The organism is Bradyrhizobium sp. DN3, from assembly GCF_041357655.1.
GTDB lineage: Bacteria > Pseudomonadota > Alphaproteobacteria > Rhizobiales > Xanthobacteraceae > Bradyrhizobium.
This window is the reverse complement of sequence record NZ_JAULLN010000032.1, coordinates 30,426-55,892: the sequence shown is the minus strand read 5'-3', so window position 1 is coordinate 55,892 and position 25,467 is coordinate 30,426. Positions and strand designations below refer to the sequence as shown.

The window sequence follows — 25,467 nt, the reverse complement described above, 5'->3', positions numbered from 1 at the left end:
GATCATGATCTCATCCAGACGCATCCTCGCCGGCGCGGTCGCCTTGTCGTGCCTTGCCGGGCCGCCCGCCTTCGCCGCCGACACGACCCGTGGCGATCTCGTCATCACCGCAGCATGGAGCCGGGCAACGCCTGGTGGCGCCAGAGTCGCCGGCGGCTATCTCACGATCGAGAACAGAGGCCTCGCACCGGAGCGGTTGAAGACCGCATCGACCGCGCATGCGCTGAGAACCGAAATCCACGAGATGGCCGTCAACGACGGCGTCATGACCATGCGTCCCTTAGACAACGGACTCGTCATCGCGCCCGGCCAATCCCTCTCGCTCGCACCCGGCGGCGGACACCTGATGTTCATCGGGCTCGACGCACCGCTGCGCGTGGGCGACGAGGTGCCGGTGACGCTGTCGTTCGAACATGCCGGCGACGTGACGGTGATACTCGACGTTCAGGCCATCGGCGCACAGGCGCCGGACAAAGCCGGCAGCAAGCAGGCCGCCGAGCCCACGCCGCAGCCGAAACAAACGTTGTCGGCGCCGCCGGCGGCAACGTCCGAGGCGGACGAGAGCTTCTTCACCCATCTTCACGCAGAGAAGGCCATGGCGAACGTCACGGTCTCGCCCGGTCGCGCCGGGCCGGTCGAGATCGCGATCCAGCTCGAAGATGCGAACGAGTTGCCGCTGGGCGCCGATGCAGTGGCGGTCACGCTCGGCAATCCCGAGCATGGCGTGGCGCCGGTGACGGTAAACGCCGAACGTGTCGGCCACGATCAGTGGCGCGTCACAATGTCGGCGCCGTTGTCGGGCCGCTGGTCGCTCGGCCTCGACATCCGCATCACGTCCTCGGACGCGGTCAACGTCGTGTCGCCGATCCTACTCCGGTAAGCGACCTAAGTACTGTCGCGGAGGCAAATCCGACTCAAGGTTGTTGCAGCGCAAATCATCTTGCCGTGATCGGCGCACACTGCATCCGTCATCAAAACCATTTCAGATGAAGGATGCTTCCGATGTTCACCCGCAGAGCTGCATTGATCGGCGCCGCCGCGACTGCGCTGATGTTGGCGACCCCCGCTTTGGCCGCTGACGATCTCAAACTGCCTCGACAGAAGGTCGAGCTGGTCGCTCCGCCTTTCGTGCATGCGCACGAGCAAGCGACCAAGCAGGGCCCCAAGATCATCGAGTTCAAGCTCACCATCGAGGAGAAGAAGGTCGTCATCGACGAGAAAGGCACCACCTTCCAGGCGATGACCTTCAACGGCTCGATGCCGGGACCGCTGATGGTCGTGCATGAGGGCGACTACGTCGAGACGACGCTGGTCAATCCCGCCACCAACACCATGCCGCACAACATCGACTTCCATTCCGCGACCGGTGCGCTCGGCGGCGGTGCGCTCACGCTGGTCAATCCCGGCGAGCAGGTCGTGCTGCGCTGGAAGGCGACCAAGACCGGCGTATTCGTCTATCACTGCGCGCCGGGCGGCCCGATGATCCCCTGGCATGTCGTCTCCGGCATGAACGGCGCCGTGATGGTGCTGCCGCGCGACGGACTGAACGACGGCAAGGGCCACGCGCTGAAATACGACAAGGTCTACTATATCGGCGAGCAGGACATGTACGTGCCGCGCGACGAGAAGGGCAATTTCAAGTCCTACGATTCGCCCGGTGAAGCCTTCACCGAGACCGAAGAGGTGATGAAGAAGCTGACGCCGACCCATGTCGTGTTCAACGGCAAGGCCGGCGCGCTGACCGGCAAGAACGCGCTGACCGCCAATGTCGGCGAGAACGTGCTGATCGTGCATTCGCAGGCCAACCGCGACAGCCGTCCGCACCTGATCGGCGGCCATGGCGACTATGTCTGGGAGACCGGCAAATTCGGCAATGCCCCCGAAGTCGGGCTTGAGACCTGGTTCATCCGCGGCGGTTCTGCGGGCGCGGCGCTGTACAAATTCCAGCAGCCCGGCATCTACGCCTATGTCACGCATAACCTGATCGAGGCCGCAGATCTCGGCGCCACAGCGCACTTCAAGGTCGAAGGCAAATGGAACGATGATCTGATGACGCAGGTGAAAGCGCCGGCCGAAATTCCGGCGCAGACGCAGGGCGCGCTGGAGACCGGCCGCAAGACCAACTGACAAACAGAGGGGCCGGCAAGTCGCCGGCCCCTTTTTCTTTGCGGAGATCACCATGCTGATCGCATTCAAGCTGAAGTTGACGCTGGCCTGCGCGGCCGGGCTCGCGGGACCGCTGGCGGTCGCGCCTCTGGTCTCCGAGATGGCGACGCCGCGCGCGGGCGGCGAGCCGGCGATCGTCGAGATCGCCGCCGGCAGCTTGGTCTATCGCGAGGCCGGTGATTTCACGCGCGCCGGGCAGCAGGCCGAAGCGCCGCTGCGAAAGCTGCGGTTCAACAGACCGCTTCACATCATGCGCGAACAGGTCTCCTCCGCCGACTTTCAGCTCTGCGTGCAGGATGGCGCATGCCGCGCGCTGGGCCGCGATGTCGTCGTCGCGCCCGATCGCCCTGCGGTCCAGGTGAGCTGGTACGACGCCGAAGCCTATGCGGGCTGGCTGTCGCGCAAGACCGGCAGGCATTATCGCCTGCCGAGCGACGAAGAATGGGCATTTGCCGCCGGCAGCCGTTTTAAGGATGACGGCGTGCCGGTCGACGCAAGCGATCCTTCGAGGCGCTGGATCAGCCGCTACGAGCGTGAGTCCGAGCGCGACCTCGCCGACACCACCGCCTATCCGTTCGGCAAGTTCGGCCTCAACGAGCACGGTCTCGAAGACATCTCCGGCAACGTCTGGGAATGGACCTCGACCTGCTTCGTGCGCTCGCGGGTCGACGAGACCGGCAATGCCATCCGCCCGACCGTGAATTGCGGCGTGCGCGTCGCGGAGGGCGCGCACCGCGCCTATGTCACCGATTTCATCCGCGACGCCCGCGCCGGCGGCTGCGCGCAAGGCGTGCCGCCCGCCAATCTTGGCTTCCGCCTAGTGCGGGAGCAGACGTCGTGGGTCGCGAGCGTGTCGGCGCGCTGGGGCAAGGTGTGGTCGGCGCGGTCATAGCGCCCCTCCGGCTGTCATTGCCCGCGAAGGCGGGCAATCCAGTATTCCAGAGACGACAGTGATAGTATCGAAAGGCCACGGCGCCCCGCCTTCGCGGGGCATGACAGTTCAAAATGCCAACACAGGGCCGATCAAATTGCCCGAGCAAACATGCGAAAGCCCGGCGCGCCGATGATCGCCTCGAACGTGGGATCGCGCTTCTCTTCCGCAAAGACAAAACCCGCCTTGGCATAGGCGCGTTCGGCAGGTTCGTTGCCGATCAAAAACGAAATTGTCGCCCGGCCAAATCCAGCCGCCCGCCCTTTGTCCAGTGCGTGCCCGATCAGCGCCTGCACCAGGCCGCGACCGCGATAGCCGGGATCGGTTGCGATATACTCTATCATCCAGTCGCCCTCCCCGCCCTGAACCCAGCAGGCGCGCGTATAGGCGCCACGTTGACGGATAGCTTCCAGCTCCGGCGCGGCGAGCCCGGTCGCGACCGCGATTTCCTCGATCGCGCGCCTGGCCGCGGGTCCGGTGCTGGCCGCCGGCAGCGCGCACAACGCGGCGGCAGGCTTGCCATCGACCTCGGCGACCAGGAATTGCGAGACGTGCCACATCGACACGGCGCGTGCGACCGCGATGCGCGCGATGAAATCGCGGCACTGCGCTTCGGGCCAGCCCAGCGCGACGTCGAACCAGCCGCGCGGCCGATAGCCGCGCTGCGCCGCAAGGATGGTTTGGACGATGAAATCGGCGTCTTCGGGACGCGCAGACCGTATCGTCATGCGCGCCCCATTGCGAAGCCTCAGCTATTCTTCAGCGCGACGCGGAATTCGGCTTCGGTCTTGGCCTTGACTTCGTCGAGCGAGACGCCGTCGGCGAGTTCGATCAGGGCCATGCCGCCGTCGCCGTGCTTGTCGATGGTGAAGACGGCAAGATCGGTGACCACCATGTCGACCACACGCTCGCCGGTGAGCGGCAGATTGCACTTCTTCAGGAGCTTCGGACCGTCCTTGGCGGAATGCTCCATCACCACGACGACGCGCTTGACGCCGGCGACGAGGTCCATCGCGCCGCCCATGCCCTTGACCATCTTGCCGGGGATCATCCAGTTGGCGAGATCGCCGTTCTGGGCCACCTGCATCGCGCCGAGGATCGAAAGATCCATGTGGCCGCCGCGGATCATGCCGAAGGAATCGGCGCTCGAGAAATAGGACGTCGAGGGCAGCTCGCTCACGGTCTGCTTGCCGGCGTTGATCAGGTCCGCATCCACCTCGTCTTCATAGGGGAACGGGCCCATGCCGAGCATGCCGTTCTCGCTCTGGAGGCTGACGTCCATGCCGTCGGGGATGTAGTTCGAGACCAGCGTCGGAATGCCGATGCCGAGATTGACGTAATAGCCGTCGCGCAGTTCCTTCGCGGCGCGCGCGGCCATCTGTTCACGGGTCCAGGCCATCGTTGTGCTCCTGTCGATTCTTTAGTGGCGCATGATCTGATCGGAAAACCGGCTTCCACTTTTCCGGATCATGCGCTGGTGCGCGGGCGGGTGTTGCGGAACTCGATGCGCTTCTTGGCCGTGCCGACCTCGACGATGCGCTTCACGAAAATGCCGGGCGTGTGAATGTGGTCGGGATTGAGTTCACCGGCCGGAACCAGATGCTCGACCTCGGCCACCGTGATCCTGGCGGCGGTCGCCATCATCGGGTTAAAGTTGCGAGCGGTCTTGCGATAGATGAGGTTGCCGGCGGTGTCGCCCTTCCAGGCATGCACGATAGCGAGGTCGGCGAACAGGCCGCGCTCCATCAGATACTTCTCACCGTCGAACTCCTTCACTTCCTTGCCTTCGGCGATCAGCGTGCCGACGCCGGTCTTGGTGTAGAAGGCCGGGATGCCTGCGCCGCCGGCGCGAATGCGCTCGGCCAGCGTGCCCTGCGGGTTGAATTCGAGTTCCAGCTCGCCGGCGAGGAATTGCTGGGCGAACAGCTTGTTCTCGCCGACATAGGACGAGATCATCTTCTTGATCTGCCGGGTTTCCAAGAGGCGGCTGAGCCCGATGCCGTCGACGCCGGCATTGTTGGAGACCACCGTCAGGCCCTTGACGCCGGACTCCCGGATCGCGTCCGACAGCTCCTCGGCGATGCCGCAGAGGCCGAAGCCGCCCGACATGATCATCATGTTGTCTTTGAGAATGCCGTCGAGAGCCGACTTGGCGTCGGGATAGACCTTGTTCATGCAAATGACCTTCGACTGAACCTTCGGCTTGCGGGCGTCGCGCCTTATTGGCGGCGATTATTAGGCGAAATTCTCCGAGGCCGTCAATGATACGGGGTTCTCCGTTCCGCCCCTGGGTGGTAGAAGCTGCCCACGCCGTGGGCAGAATCGCCCGCGGCCTTGAAAGCGACAAGAAAACCCATCAAGTTGCGGGGGTTGGGCGTGGGCACGCAGGATTCCCGACCCGCCCTTCTGGCTCCAACGACCAACCCGATCAGGACATGCCATTGACCATGGCCCAAGGAATGAAGCGCCTCGGGACGCCGATCGCGGCGCTGCTCGGCGTGGCGCTGATAGCCCTGATCGCGACCTCCTGGCTCATCAACCGTGACGCGCTGCGCAAGGCGGTGGAAGCGCAGATCCGCGACGTGACCGGGCTCGAGCTCAGTGTCGCAGGCAATATCGACATTTCGGTCCTGCCGGCGAGCTACATCTCCTTCCGCGACGTCGGTCTCAAGGGCGGCGGCGCCAACGATCCCGCGCTCCATGTCGACGTGCTCACGGCCAATTTGCGGCTGCTGCCGCTGCTGCTGCAACGATTCGAGATCGCCGACCTGGCGCTGCTGCGGCCGCGCATCCATGTCAGCCTGAAGCCGGACGGCGAGAGCAACTGGACACCCTTCATCCAGACCATTGCACGCACCATGAAGCCCGGCGCCGACAACCAGGTGTCGTTCTCCGAGATCAGAATCCAGGACGGCGTACTCAATTACGAGGACGCCGCCACGCACGCCACCGAGAAGCTCGAGGACATCGACCTGTCGCTGGCCTGGCCCTCGATCTCGCGCTCCTTTGCCGCGACCGGACAGTTCGACTGGCGCGGCGAGCGCGTCGACGGCTCGATCAGCTTTTCCGATTTCGTCGCTGCCCTCTCCGGCGAGCGCTCGGGGTTGAAGGCGCGGATCGCGAGCGCGCCGCTCAAGCTCGCCTTCGACGGCAGCGTCGCCAATCGCACCAGCCCGATGATGGAAGGCACGCTCACCATCGACAGCCCGTCCTTGCGCAACGCCCTGCGCTGGACCGGACAGCCGCAGCCGGGCAGCGGCGGCTTCGGCCGTTTCGCGCTGAAGGCGCGCGCCAACGTCGTCGGTGCCTCGATCGCGCTCACCAACGTCAACGTCGAGCTCGACGGCAATACCGCCGAGGGCGTCATGACCTACGCCAATAACGGCCGGCAGACGCTGCAGGCGACGCTCGCCGCCGACGCGCTCGACTTCACGCCTTATATCTCGACCTTCCGCCTGCTCGCGAGCGGGGCGCGCGACTGGAACAGACAGCTGTTCGATCTCAACGGATTATCGACCACCGACCTCGACATGCGCCTGTCGGCGGCAAAGCTGACGGTCGGTCCCTCGAAGCTCGGCCGCACCGCGATCGGCGCCAATTTGCGCAACGGCACGCTGGCGCTCTCGGTGGGCGAGGCCCAGATCTTTGGCGGCATCGCCAGGGGCTCGTTCGGCATCGCGCGCGCCGACAGCGTCGCCGACATCAAGGCGCAATTCCAGTTCACCGATGTCGATCTGCAGGCCTGCGCCACCGAGCTGTTCGGCATCAGCAAGCTCTCGGGGCGCGGCAACATCAACGTCTCTCTCCTCGCCTCCGGCTCGAGTCCGTTCGGTCTCGTGCAGTCGCTCGACGGGACAGCTACCGTGACCGGGCATGACGGCGCGATCGCGGGCTTCAACGCCGAGCAACTGCTGAAGCGTCTGGAGCGGCGGCCGCTGTCCGGCGGCGGCAATTTCCGCAACGGCTCGACCCCTTATAACAATCTCACCATCGCGGTGAAATTCGCCGACGGGATCGCGACCGCCGAGGACATCCGCATCGAAGGGCCCGCGGCGAAGATCACGATGACCGGCACCGCCTCGGTGCCGACGCGCGAATACGACATGAAGGGCGTGGCGAGCCTCAACACCACGTCCGGCTTTCAATTGCCCTTCATGGTGCAGGGGCCCTGGGACGATCCCCTGATTTTCCCTGACCCCGAAAGCTTGATCCGCCAGTCGCCTGCGGCGTCTCCCTTCCTCGATCTCCTGAAGCAGCGCATCACCGGGGGCGGAAAGCGCCCCGCGCAGGATGGATCGCCGACGGCGGAGAATGCGAAGGACAGCGCCAAATCCAACTAGAGTGATCAACGTCGCTCTCTTAGGGGTCGGCAGCCTGCGGGCCACGGGCTCGATTTGGCTGCCGAATACTGCAATCGATTTCATGCAAACGCTACGTCAAGCGGCCGATTGCGTCGTCGAGATCCAGCTCTTGTCCTCCCGCACCAGCGCTGCCTCCCCCATCTTCGTCCCGGCCGCGGCCGTGACCGTGCCGCTCTGTCCCAGTTCACGGGCCAGCACCTCGCGGTCACAGGCGTCCTCCCACAGCGAAACGGTGATGGACGCGACACAGTTGCTGATCATGCTGGTCAGCGCCCGCGCCTCCGACATGAAGCGGTCGATGCCGACAAGCAGTGCCACGCCGGTCACGGGCAAATCCGGCATCACGGAGAGGGTCGCGACAAGCGCGACGAAGCCGCTGCCAGTGACGCCGGCTGCCCCCTTGGACGTCAGGAGCATCAGTCCGAGCATCGCGGCGATCTGCCCCCATGACAGGTGAATGTCACAGGCCTGCGCAATGAAGATGGAAGCCAAGGTGAGATAAATGGCGCTGCCGTCCAGATTGAAAGAGTAGCCCATCGGCAACACGAGCCCTGACACGCCTTTCCGGCATCCGAGCTGCTCCAGCTTGCGCAGCGCGCCAGGCAGCGCCGGCTCCGACGACGACGTGCCGAGCACGATCAGCAGTTCTTCCCTGAAGTAGCGGATGGTCTTCCACAGGCTGAAGCCGTTCAGCCGCGCCAGCGTACCAAGCACGACGACCACGAAGACGGAGCAAGCGATATAGAATGTCAGGATCAGCAGTCCGAGCGAACCAATCGAGCGGATGCCGTAGCGGCCTACCGTGAACGCCATGGCCCCAAAGGCGCCGAGCGGAGCGAGTTTCATGATGAAGCCGAAAGATACAAACAGCACGTGAGAGAACGAGGCGACTGCCTTTGTCACCACGACACCCCCATCGCCGGCGCGGCTTAAGCCAAAGGCGATCAGGATGGAGATCAGTAGCACCGGCAGCACTTCGCCATCGGCAAACGCTCCAAAGAACGAATGCGGGATGATGTGCAGCATGAAGTCCGCAAATCCGGTCGCACCTGCCTGCTTGGTGAATTTCGCAGCCACCGACGGGTCCAGCGTATTGACGGAAACATGCATGCCCGCGCCCGGCTGGATCAGCGATACGGCGATCAGCCCGGCCAGCAGCGCGAGCACGGTCAGCAGGTAGAACAGCGCCATGGATTTCACCAGCGTGCGGCCGACCTCGCGGGAATCGCTGATGCTGTTGATGCCGCTGACGATGGTGCAGAACACGATCGGCGCGATCATCATCTTGACCAGCTTGACGAAGCCGTCTCCGAAGGGCTTCAGCGCCGCACCAAATTCAGGCCAGAAATGGCCCGTGAGGACGCCCAGCAGGAGACCGATCAGCACCTGGACGTAGAGAATCCGGTAGAATGGCTTCCGCGCCTCGGTGTTCGGGTGTCCAACCAGCGCTTGCTTGTGCATTCTCGTTTCTCCCATGGCTCTGATCTTCTTGATGGCTGCGGAGGCGGCGGGCTTCAGGCCGCCAAGACCGAATGAGGCACATGCGACCGGCGGGCGAAGACGTGCCCCTCGAAGATCCGCCGGGCTGTCCGCTGCACCCGGGCGACCGGACCGGGCTCCAGCCGAACCACGAGCTGGCCGGAGGGATGAGCGAGCGTGATCGGCACCGGCGGCGCCAGCGATCCCACCATCTCTGCAGCGATCGTTCCGGGCGTGAGGCACGCAGTCGCGATCGCGACAGCGCCGGTCACCGCCAGCGCGCCATGGCAGTCATGCGGCATGAAGTACCGGGTGTTCAACGTCGCCTCTCCCGCAGACGCAATCAGAACCGGTTTTGGGATCACCATTGTCGCGGAATTTGGAAAACCCATCCGGCGGCCGGCCTCGATGCGCAAGTTCTCGAGACGCGCGCGGAAGCCGCTGTCGGCGAACTCCGAAGGTGTCTCACGGCCGGTCCATCCCAGATCCGACGCGCGGACCAGCATGACCGGCATCGCCGCGTCGATGCAGGTCACATCGATTCCTTCGATGCGGTCGATCGGACGTCCCGTCGGCAGCAGGCGACCGGTGCGTGCGCCGGCCGCGTTAGGGAATGACAGTTCGATGGGCGCGGCCGTTCCCGGTACGCCGTCGATCCGCGCCTCGCCCTCGTAAGTCACCCGCCCTCCGGGGGTGGCAACGGTCGCATCAATCAGCTTGCCGGTGTTGACATTGTGGATGCGGACATGGGTGCGATCTGCGGTCGCGGCGACCAGGCCGGCCTCGATTGCGAACGGTCCCACCGCCGCCAGCATGTTTCCGCAGTTCGGCGAGGTATCGACGATCCCTTCACGAACACGTACCTGGGCAAACAGGTAGTCAACGTCGGCGCCGGGCACCGTTGCCGGTCCGATGATCGCGACCTTGTTGATAACGGCATTGCCGCCGCCGATTCCATCGATTCCAAGATCGTGCCCACCTCCCATCACAGACAACAGGACCGCGTCGCGCGACCTGGGGTCGGCCGGAAGATCGCGGGCCAGGAAAAACGGCCCGCGCGAGGTGCCGCCGCGCATGACCACACAGGGAATGGCAATCTGATCGTTCATGGAGTTCTTCCGTTCGGCGTCATCTTCGCCCGAACCGAAGCATCCTCCCTCTGAACTCTTTTGTGAAATGCAAATATCTGAGGTATTATTTCGGTTACAGAAATAATGGGGGTCCTGCCATGAACGCAGAACTGCTCGACCTCAAGGCGTTCATCACCGTCGCGGAGACGGGAAGCTTTGTCCGGACCGCCAAGGCGCTGAACCTGTCTCAACCAGCGCTCAGCCGACGCATTCAGAAGCTGGAAGAAAGCCTCGGTGCGCCGTTGCTCGAGCGGTCGACGCGCCACGTCAATCTCACCATGACCGGCCGCGACTTCCTGCCGAAGGTGCGTCGCCTCATCGACGAGTTTGAGACCTCGGTGCTCGCCATCCATGATATCGGCGCGCGAAGTTCAGGCTTGGTCTCGGTGGCTGCGGTGCCGACAGCAGTGTTCTATTTCCTGCCGCGAGCGATCGGCCGGTTTGCCGAAGCGTATCCGCGCATTCGCATCCGGATTCTGGACATCGGCGCCAATGAGGGATTGGAAGCGGTGGCGCGCGGCGAAGCCGACTTCGGCATCAATTTCATTGGTGCTTCGCATGCCGAGATTGAATTTGAGAAACTGGTTGAGGATCCTTTCGTCCTGGCCTGCCGTCATGACCATCCGTTGGCATCGCGCAAACAAGTCAGTTGGTCGGAGATCGTGCCGCACCGGGTCATCACCGTCGGTCGCAACAGCGGCAATCGCGCGTTGATCGACAATGCGCTGGCGCGACACGGCCTGCAGCTGAACTGGTCCTATGAAGTCGCGCATCTCTCCGGTTCGCTTGGCCTGGTCGAAGCGGGACTCGGCATCGCCGTGCTACCGAAACTCGCGACGCCCGCCGCCGGCCATCCGATCATTCACACCATTCGGTTGATCGAGCCGGAAGTGTCGCGGACGATCGGAATCGTGCGCAGGCGCGGGGCGACACTATCCCCTCATGCCAGCCAATTTCTCAAGATGCTGCTCGAGGCATGGCGCTCTCCTTTCCGGACGAGCGGGCAAGGCAAGCCGCGGTCCCGATCCGCCGAGGCAAGTTCGAACACAGCAGCGACGGGTCTGAAGCGGAAACGCTGATAGCTCGCCGGCAGAGCGGGGCAAGACGTTCCCTGTCGAACCGGAGTTCCTCGGATCAATCCGCCCGTTTCACAGAGACATTTTTGGCCCTGCAGCCAGAGCACCGCTGCCTTGCGAGCGGGTTGCGTTGCGTTCAGTCCTCATACTGCCTAAAACGCCTTTCGCTGGCGGCGAGCAGCTGCGCATTGTCAGGCCAAGCCAGAACGCACAAGGCGAATTGATTGCCGCGAATTGATGCGGCGATTGGATCGATGCGCGCATTAAGCATCTCCGCGAGGCTCTATCCCCACGACATTGGTCTGACAAGATGGCGCTAGATCAGACTTCCGCCATGCGCTAGTGTTTTATACGACCGGTTAAAAACACCGGCCGTTTGAGGGAGAAAAACGTGAGATCCAAGGTTATTGGCGCAGTATCATTGGCGGTCGCTGCGGTTGGGCTGTTTGCGGCCACTGCACCCGCCTTTGCGCAGCAGAAGACGATTACGGTCTGGTGGGGCAAGGGCTTCTATCGCTCCGAAGACGACGCGTTGATCGACACGATCAAGAAGTTCGAAGCCAAGACCGGCATCAAGGTCGAATTGTCGCAGTACGCGATCCAGGACATGATTCCGAAGACGGTCGCCGCGCTCGATGCCGGCACCGTGCCCGATGTCGCCTATTCCGACTCGTATGACGTGCAAGCACAGGGCAAGTGGGCTTACGAGGGCAAGCTCGAGGACCTCACGGATGTCATGGAGCCGATCAAGGGCCGGTTCGTGCAGAACACGCTGGACGCGTCGATCCTCTACAACGACGTGACCAAGAAGAAGGCTTATTACGGCTTCCCGCTGAAGCAGCAGAGCATGCACGTCCAGATCTGGAACGACATGCTGGAGAAGGCCGGCTTCAAGCAGAGCGACATTCCGACCGACTGGACGGGCTACTGGACGTTCTGGTGCGACAAGGTGCAGCCGGCGATCCGCAAGGCGACCGGCCAGCGCATCTATGCCGTCGGCCAGCCGATGGGCGTGGAATCCACCGACGCCTTCCAGTCGTTCTACACCTTCATGGACGCCTACCACGTCAAGCTGGTTGACGACGACGGCAAGCTGCTGGTCGATGATCCCAAGGTCCGCGAGAACCTGATCAAGGCGATGAAGGACTACACCGACACCTACATCAAGGGTTGCACGCCGCCCTCCTCGACGACCTGGAAGGATCCTGACAACAACGTCGCCTTCCACAACAAGACCATCGTGATGACCCACAATTTCACGATCTCGATCGCGGCGAAGTGGTTCGAGGACTCGCAGAACCAGGCTCTCACCCAAGAACAGCGCGACGCCGGCAAGAAGGCCTATGAACAGGACATCATCACGGCGTCCTTCCCCAAGGCGCCGGATGGTTCGACCATCCGCTACCGCTCCGACGTCAAGACCGGGCTGGTCTTCACCGCGGCCAAGAACAAGGCCGAGGCCAAGCAGTTCATCAGCTTCCTGCTCCAGGAAGAGAACGTCCGTCCTTATATCGAGGGCGCACTGGGCCGTTGGTTCCCGGTGACGAAGGAAAGCCAGGAAAGCCCGTTCTGGCAGGCTGACAAGCACCGCAAGGCGGTCTACACGCAGTTCAAGGGCGGCACCGCCGCGTTCGACTTCACCAAGAACTGGAAGTTCACGATCCTCAACAACGAGAACGTGTGGGCGAAGGCGATGAACCGGGTGGTGAGCGAGAAGGTTCCGGTCGACAAGGCCGTCGACGAACTGATCGCCCGCATCAAGCAGGTCGCGGGTTAAGTCATCCGCCCCTCTCCCCGCGTTGCGGGGAAAGGTATAAGAACAACACCGGCCGCGTTTCGCGGCCGGCTTCTCTTTGAAGAGACCGAAAAGAATGGCGATCACGCTCTCTGGCGATCAGGCAATCCCCGGCCCGCCCCTGTCGTCGCGGCTGACCCCGGCGCAGGTCTGGGGCATCGTACTGCTCGCGCCCTATCTGCTCGTTTTCCTCGCCTTCGTCGTCTATCCCGTCGGCTACGGGCTGTGGCTGGCGCGCGCGCCGGCGAACTATGTCGCGCTGTACAACGACCCGATCTTCGCGCGCGCCGCGGTCAACACGCTGATCTTCCTGGTCATCGGCATCAACATCAAGATGCTGATCGCGCTGTTCCTGTCCGGCTTCTTCGCCCAGCAGCGCGCCTGGATCAAATGGCTCTCGGTGATCTTCATCCTGCCCTGGGCGGTGCCGTCGATCCCGACCATCCTGTCGGTACGCTTCATGCTCAATCCCGAATGGGGCATGATCAACCACTTCATCTTCACCCTCACCGGCGACGACGGCCCGAACTGGCTGAACGATCCGACCGTGGCGCTGACCATGGCGATCGCCGTGCACATCTGGAAGTCGCTACCGTTCTGGACGCTGATCCTGATCACCGGCCGCCTTGCGATCTCCCACGATCTGTTCGAGGCCGCCGAGGTCGACGGCGCGAGCTGGTGGCAGAAATTCCGCTACATCACTTGGCCGTCGATGCAGACGCTCTACGTCACCTGCACGCTGCTCTCGATGATCTGGACGCTCGGCGACTTCAACAGCGTCTATCTGCTCACCGGCGGTGGCCCGGCCGACCTCACGCACGTGCTGTCGACGCTCGGCATCCGCTATCTCCGGCTCGACCAGCTCTCGCTGGCCATGGCGTCGATCGTCTGCGCGATGCCGTTCGTCCTGCCGCTCGTGTACTTCATGATGAAACGGTTGTCGCGATGAAGCTCCCCTCCTTGCGCGAAGTCGCGGTCGAAGCGCGGCTGCTGCTGATCGGCATCCCTGTCTTTCTGTGGACGATGATCCCGATCTATCACATGTTCCTGTTCGCGATCTCCCCGAAAGAAGACGCGTTCTCGGGCAAGCTGTGGCCGGATCATCCGACGCTGCATAACTTCGAGATCGTGTTCAAGCAGCAGCATTATTTCCTGCGCGACTTCTACGTCCAGTTCTGGAATTCGACGCTGATCGCGGCGTCCGTCGGCGTGCTGACCCTGTTCATCGCGACCGCAGCGGCGTTCTCGATCTCGCGGCTGAAGGTGCCGGGCGGACGCATGGTGTTGAACCTCGCGCTCTTCACCTATTTCATCCCTGCAGCGTTCCTCGCCGTGCCGATGTACCGCACCATGGGCAATTACGGTCTGCTCAACAATCACTGGTCGCTGATCCTGGCCATGGTGACGATCGCCAGCCCCTATGCGATCTGGGTGCTCAAGCAGGCCTCCGACAAGCTGCCGGTCGAGCTGGATGAAGCCGCCGTCATGGATGGCGCCACGACGCTGCAGATCTTCCGCCTGGTCTATCTGCCGCTGATGATGCCGTCGCTGGTCGCGATCGGCACCTATGCGGTGCTGCTCGCCTGGAACGAATATCTCTACGCATTCCTGCTGCTCTCGAACGACCGCGAGATCACCCTCCCCGTCGCGCTCGGCAATTTCCTCGCCGCCGACGACTCGCCATGGGAGCTGCTGATGACGACCGGCTTCATCTATGCGCTGCCGCCGGCCGCGGTCTACTACGCCTTCCGCCGCTACATGGTGGGCGGGCTCACAGCGGGTGCGGTGAAGTCGTAACAGCCCTTCGTCATGGCGAGGAGCGTAGCGACGAAGCAATCCAGAGTGTTTCCGCGGGGGCATTTCTGGATTGCTTCGCTTCGCTCGCAATGACGATCGGCTCACAGCGGCGCCGCGCTCTCGCCCTGTGAGCTCGACAGCTTCGAGGCGAGCGAGGCGACGACGATGACGACCGCGATCAGGGCGATCACCAGCGTGCAGATCGCGTTGATCTCTGGCTTCACCCCCAGCCGCACCTCGGAGTAGATCCGGATCGGCAGCGTCGCCGAGCCGGGGCCGGTGGTGAAGCTCGCGATCACGAGATCGTCCAACGACAGCGTGAATGCCAGCATCCAGCCGGCGACGATTGCCGGCGCAATCAGCGGCAGCGTGACGGCCACGAAGGCGCGGACAGGATCGCAGCCGAGATCCATCGCGGCCTCCTCCAGCGAACGATCGAGCGAGCCGAGACGGGACTGCACGACCACGGCGACGAAGCACATCGTCAGCGTTGTGTGGGCGATCGTCACCGTCCAGAAGCCGCGCTCGGCATTGAGCGCGACGAACAGCAGCAGCAGCGACAATCCGGTGATCACCTCCGGCATCACCAGCGGCGCATAGAGCATGCCGGAGAACAGCGTCCGGCCGCGAAACCGCTCGCCGCGCGACAGCGCGACCGCGGCGAGCGTGCCGAGCAGCGTGGCAATGGTCGCGGACGAGACCGCAACCCGCAGACTCATCAAGGCCGCCTCGATCATGGGGCGGTCGTTGAAGAACTCGTGATACCAGCGCAGCGACCAGCCACCCCACACCGTCACCAGGCGCGAGGCATTGAAGGAATAGATGACGAGGATGAGGATCGGCAGGTAAAGGAACGCCAGCCCCAGCGCGAGCGAGGCGATGTTGAAGCGGGAGAGACGGGAGAGCTTGCGCATCGTCTCAGCGCCCCTGTTCCAGCTGCCGCTTCTGAAGCCGCTCGTAGAGCAGCAGCGGCACCAGCAGGACCACCAGCAGCACGATGGCCGCCGCGGACGCGACCGGCCAGTCCTTGTTGGTGAAGAATTCGAGCCAGAGGGTCTGGCCGATCATCAGCGCGTTGGAGCCCGCGAGAAGGTCCGGAATGACGAACTCGCCGACGATGGGAATGAAGCACAAGAGCACGCCGGCGCCGACGCCGGGCAGCGACAGCGGGAAGGTGACGAGCCAGAACACCTGCCAGGGCGGCGCGCCAAGATCGCCGGCCGCCTCCTCCAGCGCCGGCTCCATCTTGGCGAGCGTGGCGTAGAGCGGCAGGATCATGAACGGCAGATAGGAATAGACGATGCCGATATACATTGCGCTGTCGGTGGAGAGCCACACGACGGGCTGGCTGACCAGATGCAGTGCCAGCAGGATCTGGTTGAGCAAGCCATCGTGCTGGAGGATGTTGATCCAGGCATAGATGCGGATCAGGAACGAGGTCCAGAACGGCACGATCACCAGCACCATCGCCACCGCCTGCCAGCGCTTGGGCAGCCGCGCCATGCCATAGGCGATGGGGTAGCCGATCAGGAGCAGGAGCGCGGTCGCCGTGACCGCGACGGTGAGGCTGCGCACATAAGCGAATACATAGATGTCGTCGGAGATCAGCAGCCTGAAATTATCGATCGACAACGCAGCAAGCGCCGTCTTCAGCGCTTCCCATCCCGCCGCCAGGTCGAACACGGGCTCGTAGGGTGGCTGCGCAATCGCCGTCTGCGACAGGCTGATCTTCAGCACGAAGGCGAACGGCACCAGGAAGAACAGCACCATCCAGATGTAAGGCGCGATGGCAGCAAAGCGCGCCGGCCGCGCGAAGATGCGGCGTCCGCTCATGACGGCAACACCACGCAGTCGTCGGGCGTGAACCAGGCGACGATGTTCTGGTTCACGCTGTAGGCGTCGACGTCGAGACGCGCGCTGTTGACGACTGAAGCTTGCACCATTCCGCCGTCGTCGAGCTTCACCTTATAGGTGGTGATACCGCCGAGATAGCAGATGTCGGCGATCACACCGTCCAGACTGTTGATCGCCGTTTCACGACCGGCCTCAAACACCGGACCGCGGCGCGAGAGCTTGACCTTCTCGGGCCGGATCGCGACCGACAATTTCGCCTCGCTCACCCGCTCGCGCGGCTCGGCCGCAACCAAAGTCCCGGCCTCGCGCGTGGCAATGACGAGGCGATGACCGTCGCGCAGCTTGAACTCGCCCTCGAACAAATTGACGTCGCCGACGAACTCCGCGATCCAGCGCGAGCGCGGCGCCTCGTAAAGTTCGCGCGGGCTCGCGACCTGCGCCAGCTTGCCGGCATTCATCACGCCGATCCGGCTTGCCATCGTCATCGCCTCCTCCTGGTCGTGGGTGACGATGATGAAGGTCATGCCGAGCCGGCGCTGCAGCTCCATCAGCTCGGCTTGCGTGCTCTCGCGCAGCTTCTTGTCGAGAGCTGCGAGCGGCTCATCGAGCAGCAGGAGCTGCGGTCGGCGGGCCAGCGCACGGGCCAGCGCCACGCGCTGGCGCTGGCCGCCGGAGAGCTGGTCGGGCTTGCGCTTCTCAAGTCCCTCGAGCTTCACCAGTGCGACCATCTCCGCCACGCGCGAGGCGATGTCGGCGCGCGCCATGCCGGCACGCTTCAGGCCGAAGGCGATGTTGTCGCGCACCGACAGATGCGGAAACAGCGCGTAGCTCTGGAACATCATGTTGATCGGACGCTCGTGCGGCAAGGCCTGCGCGATATCCTGACCCCCGAGCAGGATGCGCCCCTCGTCCGGCGCCTCGAAGCCGGCGAGCATGCGCAAAAGCGTGGTCTTGCCGCAGCCGCTCGGACCAAGCAGCGCGAAAAACTCGCCGGCCCTGATGTCGAGCGACACGCCGTCCACGGCACGGAACGTCCCGAACGTCTTGGCGACGCCCTCGATGCGCAGCAACGGCTGCCCGGCCGCCGGATGTTGATCTCCGCTGGTCGCATTGACCGCGGCGTTTGTTCTGGGCAACTCGTCCGTCATGTTCCCTGCCAACCCCAATTCCGCCGCACGCTAGCGGCCGATCGTCCCTAGCTCAACCGGTTCGGGACTGATCGTTCACATCCGACATGAACGAGGCCAGCGCGTCGCGATCCGCCGCGGGCATGGTCAGGCCGAGCTTGGAACGGCGCCACAGGATGTCGTCGGAGAAGCGCGCCCATTCATGGTTCATCAGGTAACGTACTTCGGCGCCGGTCAGTTCGGGACCGAAGGCGGGGCCAAGTTCTTCACGGGTCTTCGCCTCGCCGAGCACCGCCGGCAGGCGCGAGCCATAGGCCGCGACCAGGCGCTGGGCCTGCGGCTCCGAAAGAAAGCGCCAGCGGTCTCGCGCGAGGTCGACCTCGGTGTCGAAACGATCCCAGGCAAAGTCCCCGCCCGGTAGCGCCGCGCCGGCGGTCCAACGCGGCGACATCGGATAGAACGGCGTCAGCTTCGTTATCGCTCGCTCCGCGCGCAGGCGCGACGTCGTGACGTCGCCGCCGAACATCGTAATCAGCGGCGCCTCGCGCCGGCGCGCGTGGAACAGGGTCGTGCCATCGCGTTGCCGCACGGACGCCAGCGTCAGATTGACACCGGAGACCGTCCGGACCACGTCGGTCGGGGTCACGCGCTCGCGGAAATAGCGGCTGGCCGCCTCGCAGAGATAGCTGATGTCGGCTCCCGGCATCGCTACGATCGCGGGATCGCCGGTGAAGTCGTGCGTCACCGTGCCGATCAGGGTGAAGTCGCGCTCGAAGGGCTGGGCAAAGATCAGTCGTCCATCGTTGTTCTGGAAAACGTAGACGTTATCGGAATAGAACAGCCGCGGCACGATGATCTGGCTCATCTGCGTGGCGGCCATGGCGGGCTGCGGCTGCCGCAGCACCGTCTCCGCGACCATCGGCGCCCAGGCGCCGGTGGCGTTGCCCAGGGCCCGGGCCGTGATCGTGCGGCGGTGGCCACGATCGACCACCACAAGCCGCCAGGTGTCGGTTCGGTCGGCGCGGACACAGCGCGCCCCGGTTCGGATCACCGCCCCACGTTCGGCGGCATCGAGCGCCGTGAGCACCACCAGGCGGGAATCATCGACGACGCAGTCCGAATATTGGAACGCCGTACCGAACGGACGCTTCAGCGCGTTGCCGACCGGATGATGCGTGATGTCGAGGGTCGTCGCGACAGGCAGCCCATTCCGGCTGGAGAGGCTGTCATAAAGCAACAGGCCGGCACGCAGCAGCCATGGCGGGCGCTCCTCGGAATGGGCGGGGATGACGAAGTGCATCGGCCGGACCAGATGCGGCGCGATCCTGAGCCAGGTCCGGCGCTCCGCCAGTGCCCGCCGCACCCGCCAGAAGCCGCGCCGTTCCAGAACCGACAGATCGCCATGAATGAGCCGCGGCGTCGCCGACGACGCGCCGGCGCCGAGATCGCCCTGCTCGAACAGGATGACCCTCAGGCCACGGCCAGCCGCATCGCGCGCGAGGCTGACACCGTTCAGGCCGCCGCCGATGATCGCAAGGTCGTAATCCGCCATAAGGCCGTCGAGAAGGAGCGAAGCGCCCCATCATTAGCCGGTCTTGAGCGCAAGCTCCATGACCTCAGCACGGCCGACGAGGCCTGCATATTTCCCGATCGGCAAGGGCTTGCCGAGCAGATAGCCCTGCACGCCATCGCAGCCCTCCTTGGCAAGGAAGGCGAGCTGGTCGAGGGTCTCGACGCCCTCGGCGATGATCGACATTTCGAGGCCGTGACCGAGATCGATCACCGCGCGCACGATTGCCGCCGATTGCGGATTGCGGCCGAGATTGATGATGAAGGCGCGGTCGATCTTGATCTTGTCGAACGGAAACGCCTGGAGATAGCTCAGCGAGGAATAGCCGCTGCCGAAATCGTCCATGGAGATCCGCACGCCGAGCGCCTTCAGCCGGCGCAGCAGCGCAAGGCCGCGGTCGAAGTCCTCGATCAGCACACCCTCGGTGATCTCGAGCTCGAGCCGGCCGGGTGCAAGGCCGGTCTCGATCAGGATCGAATGGACCAGCCCGACCACGTCACCATGCATGAACTGCGCCGGCGACAGATTGACCGCGACCTGGAGCGGTTTTGGCCAGGACGCCGCCTCGCGGCAGGCCTCGCGCAGGATCCACTCGCCCATCTCGACGATCAGGCCACTCTCTTCCGCGATCGGGATGAATTCGGCCGGCGAAACCTGGCCACGCACCGGATGCTGCCAGCGCGCCAATGCTTCGAAGCCGATGATCTCGCTCTCGGCGACGCTGTGGCCGGCGGCGCCCTGCGGCTGGAAGGCGAGCGAGAGCTCGCCATTCTTGATCGCCATCGAGAGGTCCTGGTGCAGCACGCGGCGGTCGCGGATCTGCTGGTCCATCTCCGGCTGGTAGAGGCTGATCGTGCCGCGCGACTTCTGCTTGGCGCGGAACAGCGCCGCGCCGGCATTGGCAAGCAGCGAGGCGCCATCAGCGCCATTGTGGGGGAAGATCGACATGCCGGTGGTGGCGCCAGCACGGACCGCTCGGCCGTCGATCTGGAATTCCCGGGCGACGGCCTCACCGAGCTGCTGCGCCAGCGCCAGACCCGCCTCCGGCTGCTTGCCATCGATGATGAGGCCGAACTCGTCGCCGGACAGGCGCGCCACCACGCCGCCGCGCGCCGAATCCTGGAGCCGCTGGGCCACCTCGATCAGGAGCTTGTCACCGAGCGCATGGCCGAAGACATCGTTGACCTCCTTGAGGCCGTCGAGGTCGACGCAGAGGACGGCGAACTCCTCGCCGGTGCCTTCGCAGGCCTCGATCATCTGGGTCAGCGCCTGGAGGAAGGCGGCGCGATTCGGCAGGTCGGTGAGGCCGTCGTGATAGGCCATATGCGCCATGCGCGACTCGGTCTGCCGGCGATCGGTGACGTCCTCGTGGGTCTTGATCAGATATTGCGGCTCGCCGGCATCGCTGAGCACAGTGGCGCGGCGGGTCAGGAACAGCCGCAGGCCGTCCTTGGTGGAGATCGGATGCTCCTCGGTGATCATCCCGCGCTTCTTGATCGCGGCCTCGTCGCGCGCGATGATCAGCTTGGCTTCCTTGGGATTGAAGATATCGGCGGCGGTCAGGCCCGTGGCCTCCTCGCGCCTGCGGTTGAGAATCGTCTCGGCGCTGCGGTTGGCGAGCAGATAGCGGCCATCCTTGACCTGCTCGACGATCAGCGCCACCGGGATGTTGTCGACCACGAGTTCGAGGAACTTCTTGGTGCTCTCCAGCTCCTGCGACAGTGAGCGGCGGTCGGTGATGTCCTCGAAGACCAGCAGCAAGAATCCGGGCCGATTGCTTTCATTGCGGACCGCGATCCGGATCGAGGCGACCATGCGCCGCTCCGCGCCACGCTCGACCTCGAATTCGTTGCGGAACTGGCCGTCCGGCGAATTGAGCGCCGCCCGGTCGGCCGCCTCGATGCTGGCCGCTGACGCTGGCGCAAACAGCTCGCGCGCATTCTTGCCGACGACATGATCCCGCGAGAAGCCCCAGAAGCACTCATAGGCGGTGTTCGCAAAGATGTAGCAGCCGTCCTCGATGTTCTTCGCGGCAACACAGGCCGGCACGTGGTCCAGCACCGTTTCCAGGAACTGCTTGGTGGAGGCGAGCTGCTGCGACAGCCTGCGCTGTTCGCTGACGTCGAGATGCGTCGCCACCGAGCCGCCGTTCGGCAGCACGTGAAATTTCACCAGGATGGCCCGTCCATCCGGCAATTCGGTGATCAAACCGTTGCTGCTTGCCGCCTTCTCGTAGAACTCGTCGTCGGAGGCGCCGCCGAGCACCCCGCGCTTGCGTCGCAGCGCGAGGAGTTCGTAGCCATTCATGTTGGCCCGGACATCCGACCGCGTCAGGCCATAGATATCGAGATAGCGGTCGTTGCAGAAGATGACGCGCCGCTGCGCGTCCGTCATCACCACGCCCTGGTTGAGATTGTTCATGGCGGAGGAGACGAAGGCATTGCGCCGCAGCTGCAAGCGCCTGGTCCGGCGCAGCGAGGAATGGATCCACAGCGCGATCGCGGCGAGGAACGAGCAGACGACGATGCCCGCGATCAGGACTTCCCAGATCACGCTGGGATCGAGCTTGGCGAGATCACCTGGAGCGGTGAAGCTGTCCGACAGCGCAAAGGCGCGTGCGGGCGCGACCGCGCCGGCCAGGCACAGGATGGCCTGCACAGCGATCGGAAGCGTGCTGCCCACGTGCCAGTTCTTCTCAGCCATCAGCCACCCGCGATTTCAACGTCGGATTGTCTGGCTTCACGGGTTTGGATCGGGTAAACGCCTGTACGTGCAACGGAAAAATTTGACGCGAAATACGGCAATTGCCCTGACATGATAAATGCTTCCTTAACGGAGAACGGCCGCGCGCCCTCGATTCCAGAGCCGCTGCCACCGGCGCTTCCAGCGGACGTCCTGCACGACCATGGATAAAGTCGATTGCGTCGTCATCGGAGCCGGCGTGGTCGGGCTCGCGGTGGCTCGGCGGCTCGCGCAGGCTGGACGCGAGGTCATCGTGCTCGAGGAAGCCGAGGCCATCGGCACCATCACCTCGTCACGCAATAGCGAGGTGATCCATGCCGGCATCTACTACCGCGCCGGCAGCTGGATGGCGCGCATGTGCGTCGGCGGCAAGCACGCGCTCTACCGCTACTGCGCCGAGCGCGGCATCCCGCACAAAAATTGCGGCAAGCTGATCGTCGCGACCAGCGCGAAAGAGACGGAGAAGCTGCAATCGATCAAGGCACATGCCGAGGCCAACGGCGTGCTCGACATGCAGCTGCTTTCGGGCGAGGCCGCACGCGCGCTGGAGCCGGCGCTCGCCTGTGACGCCGCGCTGCTGTCGCCGTCGACCGGCATCATCGACAGCCACGCCTACATGCTCTCGCTGCGCGGCGAAGCCGAGGAGGCCGGCGCGGCCTTCGCGTTCCACACGCCACTGGTCCGTGCCAAGGCAGCCGCCGGCGGTATCGAGATCGAGGCTGGCGGCGAGGCGCCGATGACGCTGCAATGCGACCTGCTCATCAATGCTGCGGGGCTCTCGGCAACGACGGTGGCGCGCAACATCGACGGCATACCGCTGGACCGGATTCCGCCGGCCTATCTTGCCAAGGGAAATTACTTCAGCTGCAATGCAAGGGCGCCGTTCTCGCACCTGATCTACCCGGTGCCCGAGCCCGGCGGGTTAGGGGTGCACCTGACGCTGGACATGGCAGGGCAGGCCCGCTTCGGCCCTGACGTCGAGTGGATCGAGACGATCAATTACGAGGTCGATCCGTCACGCGCCGAGCGCTTCTATCCCGCGATCCGTAAATACTGGCCGACGCTGCCCGACGGGGCGTTGATGCCGAGCTATTCAGGCATTCGCCCGAAGATCGTGCCGCCGGCGGTGGCCACGCAGGATTTTCTGATGCAGGGCCCGCGCGATCACGGCGTCGCAGGCTTGATCAACCTGTTCGGCATCGAATCGCCGGGACTGACGTCGTCGCTTGCGATCGCCGATCACGTCGCCGAACTCGCAGACATCTAGGCGCCGCGCATAATTTGCACGACGCACATTGCAGCAGGGGTGAGCGCAAAGGCACTCATCCCCGCTTGAAAGGGTACGATCAACTCTACGCTGTTACGGGGGTCACTAGTGGAGCGTGTCGCCTTGCTTCAGACGCTCGATCTGGTCCTTGACCATCAACTTCCGGCGCTTCAACTCAACAATTTGCAGGTCGTCTGTTGAAAGGTGCACGAGAGCTTCGTGCAATTCGTTTTCGAGAAGTTTGTGCTTCCGTTCCAATTCAACAAGATGTGCCTGAATTGTCATTCGAAACCTCCTCGGTAGGGTTGAACCTCAGGATTCGATCCGGACGAGAGACTGTACATCACCGATTCGTTCTGTCGATGGGTATCCGTCGTCGCGGCGTCATTTTTGAAAATTCATATGTAACGAAGCGTGAGTAAGGAACCACGCAAGAAAAATCCATGATATCAATGCGCCTGCGCAGCGACGCAGCGACTCGCAGAAATATGTTGCGGGAGATAGGCGGGCAATGGCCGCAGATCGCTTGCGGTCACGCCGCGCAAGGACGATAATTTCCACAGGGCATCCACAGCCCAGATCTCACGCCTATCGGTTTTCGGCCACCGCAGACATGACCAATGAAAACGAGCGTGAGCTCGAAGTCGAGCTCACCCGGTTGCAGCAGGAACACCGAGATCTCGATGCGGCGATCGATGCACTGCATCAATCGCCCGCGCCCGACCTGTTGCGGTTACAGCGGTTGAAGAAGCGTAAGCTCTTGTTGCGCGATCGCATCGCGTTCATCGAAGACCAGATCACGCCCGACATCATCGCCTGAGCCCTCCGCCGATCTTTCGCGGTGGCTCGCCGTATCTGAATTCGCTTGACTCAAAAAGAACAAAATAGGAACATTCAGGACGTCCCGGCTCCAGACAGGCCAGGGAAAACGCCAAGGAAAAGGCAGAAGGACAACGCAGATGTCGGCAACCGCCCTTCTCGACAACAGCCATTATGAACAAGCCTGCGATCAGGCGATCGCGATGTGCGACGGCAATCTGCGCAGCACCATCAAGGCGCTGATCATGGCCAATGAATATCTGGAAGCCGAGCTGGCGGAATTGCAGGCGGCGATTTCCGCCGGCTGCATTCCGGAGACCTCGCTCAGCAAGATGCGGAGCAAGAGCAGCGCCGCCTGAGTTCAACATCGGAGCAACGCCATGTCGGATGTGACCTACTACGTTGCAATGCCCTTCCTGATCGATGCTGACGGATCGCCCGTCGCGGGCGCCGCAGAGGAGTGCCAGAGTTCGGCGGCCGCGTTGCGGCGCGCCGAAATCTTGTCGCGCGGTGCCGGTCACATCGGCGCGATCGCGTTCAGCCGCAGCGGCGATCCCATGACCGGCGAATTCGGCGACGCCACACTGCTGCGCAAGTTCGGCAATGTGCCGCAAGATCTCACCACGCTGTAGGATCAGCTGCTGACGGGCCTGATCCGTGGCTCGTGACGCCGGTGCGCCTTGCGCACATACATGGCGGCATCGGCTTCCTCGAGGGCGCGGCCTGCGTCGGACTGCGGCCCCAGCAGCGCCACGCCAGCGGAAGCGCCCGCAGCCACGTGCCGGCCCTGAAACGTGAAAGATAGTTCGTCGATCGCCTGCTCGAGGATGGCGGCCTTCGCCTTGGCGTCGGTCTCGCTGAGATTCCACAGCAGCAGCGCGAACTCGTCGCCGCCAAGACGACCGACCATATCCGAGGCGCGGACCTGCCGCGTTAGCGTCGCGGCAATCGCCTTCAGCACCTCGTCGCCGGCGGCGTGTCCGAAGGAATCGTTGATCGGCTTCAGCCGATCGACGTCGAGCACGATCAGCGCGCCGCTGGCGCGGTAGCGCTTCATGTAGGCAATGGCACGGTTGAGCTCGCGCTCGAAGCCGCGCCGGTTCGGAATCTCGAGCAGGAAGTCGGTGTCGGCGGCCGCCTCGAGCTCCGCGACGCGCCGCTCCGCCGCCTTGAGCTTGCTCCGCAAGCCGCGGATGGTCGCCTTGATGGCTTCCGTGGCGCCATCGGCCGGCGTTCGGCGCCGCGCCGGCCTGGCCGGACGCTTGGCAGCGGCTTTGGAGCGGCTGGCGCTGGTCTTTCGGCCCGTTTTGGCCTTCGCAGCACTCGCCCTTTTTGGTTTCTTCATGGGCATCC

General features: G+C 63.9%; 23 protein-coding genes and 1 pseudogene. 12 read left to right on the top strand and 12 right to left on the bottom strand.

Translation table 11 applies throughout. The features are described 5' to 3' along the window. Positions 1-4: 4 nt before the first annotated feature. The 3 genes and pseudogenes from AAE027_RS33720 to AAE027_RS33710 form a co-directional block, all read left to right on the top strand. Positions 5-481: pseudogene (locus AAE027_RS33720) on the top strand (copper chaperone PCu(A)C); the annotation flags it as partial. A 521-nt stretch (positions 482-1,002) separates the two neighbouring features. Then, positions 1,003-2,127 (top strand): copper-containing nitrite reductase, encoded by a 1,125-nt coding sequence (nirK, locus tag AAE027_RS33715; RefSeq protein ID WP_164934739.1) that lies wholly within the window; start codon positions 1,003-1,005, stop codon positions 2,125-2,127. Positions 2,128-2,179: 52 nt separating this feature from the next. Then, positions 2,180-3,058, top strand: coding sequence for an SUMF1/EgtB/PvdO family nonheme iron enzyme (locus AAE027_RS33710; RefSeq protein ID WP_370990289.1), 879 nt, complete (start codon positions 2,180-2,182; stop codon positions 3,056-3,058). Positions 3,059-3,189: 131 nt separating this feature from the next. Here the strand turns inward: AAE027_RS33710 and AAE027_RS33705 are convergent, their stop codons facing one another. The 3 genes from AAE027_RS33705 to AAE027_RS33695 form a co-directional block, all read right to left on the bottom strand. Further along, positions 3,190-3,825, bottom strand: coding sequence for a GNAT family N-acetyltransferase (locus AAE027_RS33705; RefSeq protein WP_370990288.1), 636 nt, complete (start codon positions 3,823-3,825; stop codon positions 3,190-3,192). 20 nt (positions 3,826-3,845) lie between these two features. Further along, entirely contained in the window at positions 3,846-4,496 is a 651-nt protein-coding gene (locus tag AAE027_RS33700) for a CoA transferase subunit B (protein WP_370990287.1), read from the bottom strand. 68 nt (positions 4,497-4,564) lie between these two features. Next, complete coding sequence (locus AAE027_RS33695; RefSeq protein WP_370990286.1) at positions 4,565-5,272, bottom strand: CoA transferase subunit A; 708 nt, start codon at positions 5,270-5,272, stop codon at positions 4,565-4,567. A 272-nt stretch (positions 5,273-5,544) separates the two neighbouring features. Between AAE027_RS33695 and AAE027_RS33690 the strand changes: the two genes are divergently transcribed. Then, positions 5,545-7,437 carry an AsmA family protein gene (locus AAE027_RS33690; RefSeq protein WP_176945633.1) on the top strand — a complete coding sequence of 631 codons (1,893 nt, stop codon included), beginning with the start codon at positions 5,545-5,547 and terminating at the stop codon, positions 7,435-7,437. Positions 7,438-7,533: 96 nt separating this feature from the next. Here the strand turns inward: AAE027_RS33690 and dctA are convergent, their stop codons facing one another. Both dctA and AAE027_RS33680 read right to left on the bottom strand, forming a co-directional pair. Then, positions 7,534-8,919, bottom strand: a complete 1,386-nt coding sequence (dctA, locus tag AAE027_RS33685; RefSeq protein ID WP_370990285.1) for a C4-dicarboxylate transporter DctA — start codon at positions 8,917-8,919, stop codon at positions 7,534-7,536. 53 nt (positions 8,920-8,972) lie between these two features. Next, complete coding sequence (locus AAE027_RS33680; RefSeq protein ID WP_370990284.1) at positions 8,973-10,046, bottom strand: 4-oxalomesaconate tautomerase; 1,074 nt, start codon at positions 10,044-10,046, stop codon at positions 8,973-8,975. Between the two features lie 119 nt (positions 10,047-10,165). Here AAE027_RS33680 and AAE027_RS33675 point away from each other — a divergent pair, with 119 nt between their 5' ends. The 4 genes from AAE027_RS33675 to AAE027_RS33660 all read left to right on the top strand — a co-directional run bounded on the left by AAE027_RS33675 (position 10,166) and on the right by AAE027_RS33660 (position 14,735). Next, a complete protein-coding gene (locus AAE027_RS33675; RefSeq protein ID WP_370990283.1) occupies positions 10,166-11,146 on the top strand; it encodes a LysR family transcriptional regulator in 981 nt (326 codons plus the stop codon). A gap of 388 nt (positions 11,147-11,534) precedes the next feature. Continuing rightward, complete coding sequence (locus tag AAE027_RS33670; RefSeq protein ID WP_091888259.1) at positions 11,535-12,920, top strand: ABC transporter substrate-binding protein; 1,386 nt, start codon at positions 11,535-11,537, stop codon at positions 12,918-12,920. Positions 12,921-13,014: 94 nt separating this feature from the next. Next, positions 13,015-13,887, top strand: a complete 873-nt coding sequence (locus tag AAE027_RS33665) for a carbohydrate ABC transporter permease (protein WP_370990281.1) — start codon at positions 13,015-13,017, stop codon at positions 13,885-13,887. Continuing rightward, a complete protein-coding gene (locus tag AAE027_RS33660) occupies positions 13,884-14,735 on the top strand; it encodes a carbohydrate ABC transporter permease (protein ID WP_370990280.1) in 852 nt (283 codons plus the stop codon). Before AAE027_RS33665 ends, AAE027_RS33660 begins: the two co-directional genes overlap by 4 nt. 101 nt (positions 14,736-14,836) lie before the next feature. Here AAE027_RS33660 and AAE027_RS33655 read toward each other — a convergent pair whose 3' ends face one another. Genes AAE027_RS33655 through AAE027_RS33635 form a run of 5 tightly spaced genes read right to left on the bottom strand, consistent with a single transcriptional unit; the run spans position 14,837 to position 21,989 of the window. Continuing rightward, entirely contained in the window at positions 14,837-15,649 is an 813-nt protein-coding gene (locus AAE027_RS33655) for an ABC transporter permease (RefSeq protein WP_370990279.1), read from the bottom strand. A 4-nt stretch (positions 15,650-15,653) separates the two neighbouring features. Beyond that, positions 15,654-16,568: an ABC transporter permease gene (locus AAE027_RS33650; RefSeq protein ID WP_370990278.1), complete on the bottom strand. Its 915-nt coding sequence runs from the start codon at positions 16,566-16,568 to the stop codon at positions 15,654-15,656. Then, positions 16,565-17,737 (bottom strand): ABC transporter ATP-binding protein, encoded by a 1,173-nt coding sequence (locus tag AAE027_RS33645; RefSeq protein ID WP_370990277.1) that lies wholly within the window; start codon positions 17,735-17,737, stop codon positions 16,565-16,567. Before AAE027_RS33645 ends, AAE027_RS33650 begins: the two co-directional genes overlap by 4 nt. Before the next feature lie 52 nt (positions 17,738-17,789). Then, positions 17,790-19,268: a glycerol-3-phosphate dehydrogenase gene (locus AAE027_RS33640; RefSeq protein ID WP_370990275.1), complete on the bottom strand. Its 1,479-nt coding sequence runs from the start codon at positions 19,266-19,268 to the stop codon at positions 17,790-17,792. A gap of 33 nt (positions 19,269-19,301) precedes the next feature. Beyond that, positions 19,302-21,989 carry a sensor domain-containing protein gene (locus AAE027_RS33635; RefSeq protein ID WP_370990274.1) on the bottom strand — a complete coding sequence of 896 codons (2,688 nt, stop codon included), beginning with the start codon at positions 21,987-21,989 and terminating at the stop codon, positions 19,302-19,304. A 202-nt stretch (positions 21,990-22,191) separates the two neighbouring features. Between AAE027_RS33635 and AAE027_RS33630 the strand changes: the two genes are divergently transcribed. Then, positions 22,192-23,295: an NAD(P)/FAD-dependent oxidoreductase gene (locus AAE027_RS33630; RefSeq protein WP_370990273.1), complete on the top strand. Its 1,104-nt coding sequence runs from the start codon at positions 22,192-22,194 to the stop codon at positions 23,293-23,295. Positions 23,296-23,400: 105 nt separating this feature from the next. Here the strand turns inward: AAE027_RS33630 and AAE027_RS33625 are convergent, their stop codons facing one another. Continuing rightward, positions 23,401-23,580, bottom strand: coding sequence for a YdcH family protein (locus AAE027_RS33625; protein ID WP_025034152.1), 180 nt, complete (start codon positions 23,578-23,580; stop codon positions 23,401-23,403). A 328-nt stretch (positions 23,581-23,908) separates the two neighbouring features. On the opposite strand from AAE027_RS33625, the gene AAE027_RS33620 reads away from it, so the two are divergent. The 3 genes from AAE027_RS33620 (at position 23,909) to AAE027_RS33610 (ending at position 24,746) form a co-directional block, all read left to right on the top strand. Further along, a complete protein-coding gene (locus tag AAE027_RS33620; RefSeq protein WP_091888239.1) occupies positions 23,909-24,115 on the top strand; it encodes a YdcH family protein in 207 nt (68 codons plus the stop codon). A gap of 139 nt (positions 24,116-24,254) precedes the next feature. Then, positions 24,255-24,473: a hypothetical protein gene (locus tag AAE027_RS33615; protein ID WP_370990272.1), complete on the top strand. Its 219-nt coding sequence runs from the start codon at positions 24,255-24,257 to the stop codon at positions 24,471-24,473. 21 nt (positions 24,474-24,494) lie between these two features. Beyond that, positions 24,495-24,746: a hypothetical protein gene (locus tag AAE027_RS33610; RefSeq protein ID WP_091888235.1), complete on the top strand. Its 252-nt coding sequence runs from the start codon at positions 24,495-24,497 to the stop codon at positions 24,744-24,746. Between the two features lie 2 nt (positions 24,747-24,748). On the opposite strand, the gene AAE027_RS33605 is transcribed toward AAE027_RS33610, so the two are convergent. Then, positions 24,749-25,459: a GGDEF domain-containing protein gene (locus AAE027_RS33605; protein WP_370990271.1), complete on the bottom strand. Its 711-nt coding sequence runs from the start codon at positions 25,457-25,459 to the stop codon at positions 24,749-24,751. Positions 25,460-25,467: the final 8 nt, after the last annotated feature.

Coding starts and splice junctions, on each gene's coding strand:
- nirK (WP_164934739.1), top strand. CDS start 1,003: ATGTTCACCCGCAGAGCTGCATTGATCGGCGCCGCCGCGACTGCGCTG.
- AAE027_RS33710 (WP_370990289.1), top strand. CDS start 2,180: ATGCTGATCGCATTCAAGCTGAAGTTGACGCTGGCCTGCGCGGCCGGG.
- AAE027_RS33705 (WP_370990288.1), bottom strand. CDS start 3,825: ATGACGATACGGTCTGCGCGTCCCGAAGACGCCGATTTCATCGTCCAA.
- AAE027_RS33700 (WP_370990287.1), bottom strand. CDS start 4,496: ATGGCCTGGACCCGTGAACAGATGGCCGCGCGCGCCGCGAAGGAACTG.
- AAE027_RS33695 (WP_370990286.1), bottom strand. CDS start 5,272: ATGAACAAGGTCTATCCCGACGCCAAGTCGGCTCTCGACGGCATTCTC.
- AAE027_RS33690 (WP_176945633.1), top strand. CDS start 5,545: ATGGCCCAAGGAATGAAGCGCCTCGGGACGCCGATCGCGGCGCTGCTC.
- dctA (WP_370990285.1), bottom strand. CDS start 8,919: ATGCACAAGCAAGCGCTGGTTGGACACCCGAACACCGAGGCGCGGAAG.
- AAE027_RS33680 (WP_370990284.1), bottom strand. CDS start 10,046: ATGAACGATCAGATTGCCATTCCCTGTGTGGTCATGCGCGGCGGCACC.
- AAE027_RS33675 (WP_370990283.1), top strand. CDS start 10,166: ATGAACGCAGAACTGCTCGACCTCAAGGCGTTCATCACCGTCGCGGAG.
- AAE027_RS33665 (WP_370990281.1), top strand. CDS start 13,015: ATGGCGATCACGCTCTCTGGCGATCAGGCAATCCCCGGCCCGCCCCTG.
- AAE027_RS33660 (WP_370990280.1), top strand. CDS start 13,884: ATGAAGCTCCCCTCCTTGCGCGAAGTCGCGGTCGAAGCGCGGCTGCTG.
- AAE027_RS33655 (WP_370990279.1), bottom strand. CDS start 15,649: ATGCGCAAGCTCTCCCGTCTCTCCCGCTTCAACATCGCCTCGCTCGCG.
- AAE027_RS33650 (WP_370990278.1), bottom strand. CDS start 16,568: ATGAGCGGACGCCGCATCTTCGCGCGGCCGGCGCGCTTTGCTGCCATC.
- AAE027_RS33645 (WP_370990277.1), bottom strand. CDS start 17,737: ATGACGGACGAGTTGCCCAGAACAAACGCCGCGGTCAATGCGACCAGC.
- AAE027_RS33640 (WP_370990275.1), bottom strand. CDS start 19,268: ATGGCGGATTACGACCTTGCGATCATCGGCGGCGGCCTGAACGGTGTC.
- AAE027_RS33635 (WP_370990274.1), bottom strand. CDS start 21,989: ATGGCTGAGAAGAACTGGCACGTGGGCAGCACGCTTCCGATCGCTGTG.
- AAE027_RS33630 (WP_370990273.1), top strand. CDS start 22,192: ATGGATAAAGTCGATTGCGTCGTCATCGGAGCCGGCGTGGTCGGGCTC.
- AAE027_RS33625 (WP_025034152.1), bottom strand. CDS start 23,580: ATGACAATTCAGGCACATCTTGTTGAATTGGAACGGAAGCACAAACTT.
- AAE027_RS33620 (WP_091888239.1), top strand. CDS start 23,909: ATGACCAATGAAAACGAGCGTGAGCTCGAAGTCGAGCTCACCCGGTTG.
- AAE027_RS33615 (WP_370990272.1), top strand. CDS start 24,255: ATGTCGGCAACCGCCCTTCTCGACAACAGCCATTATGAACAAGCCTGC.
- AAE027_RS33610 (WP_091888235.1), top strand. CDS start 24,495: ATGTCGGATGTGACCTACTACGTTGCAATGCCCTTCCTGATCGATGCT.
- AAE027_RS33605 (WP_370990271.1), bottom strand. CDS start 25,459: ATGAAGAAACCAAAAAGGGCGAGTGCTGCGAAGGCCAAAACGGGCCGA.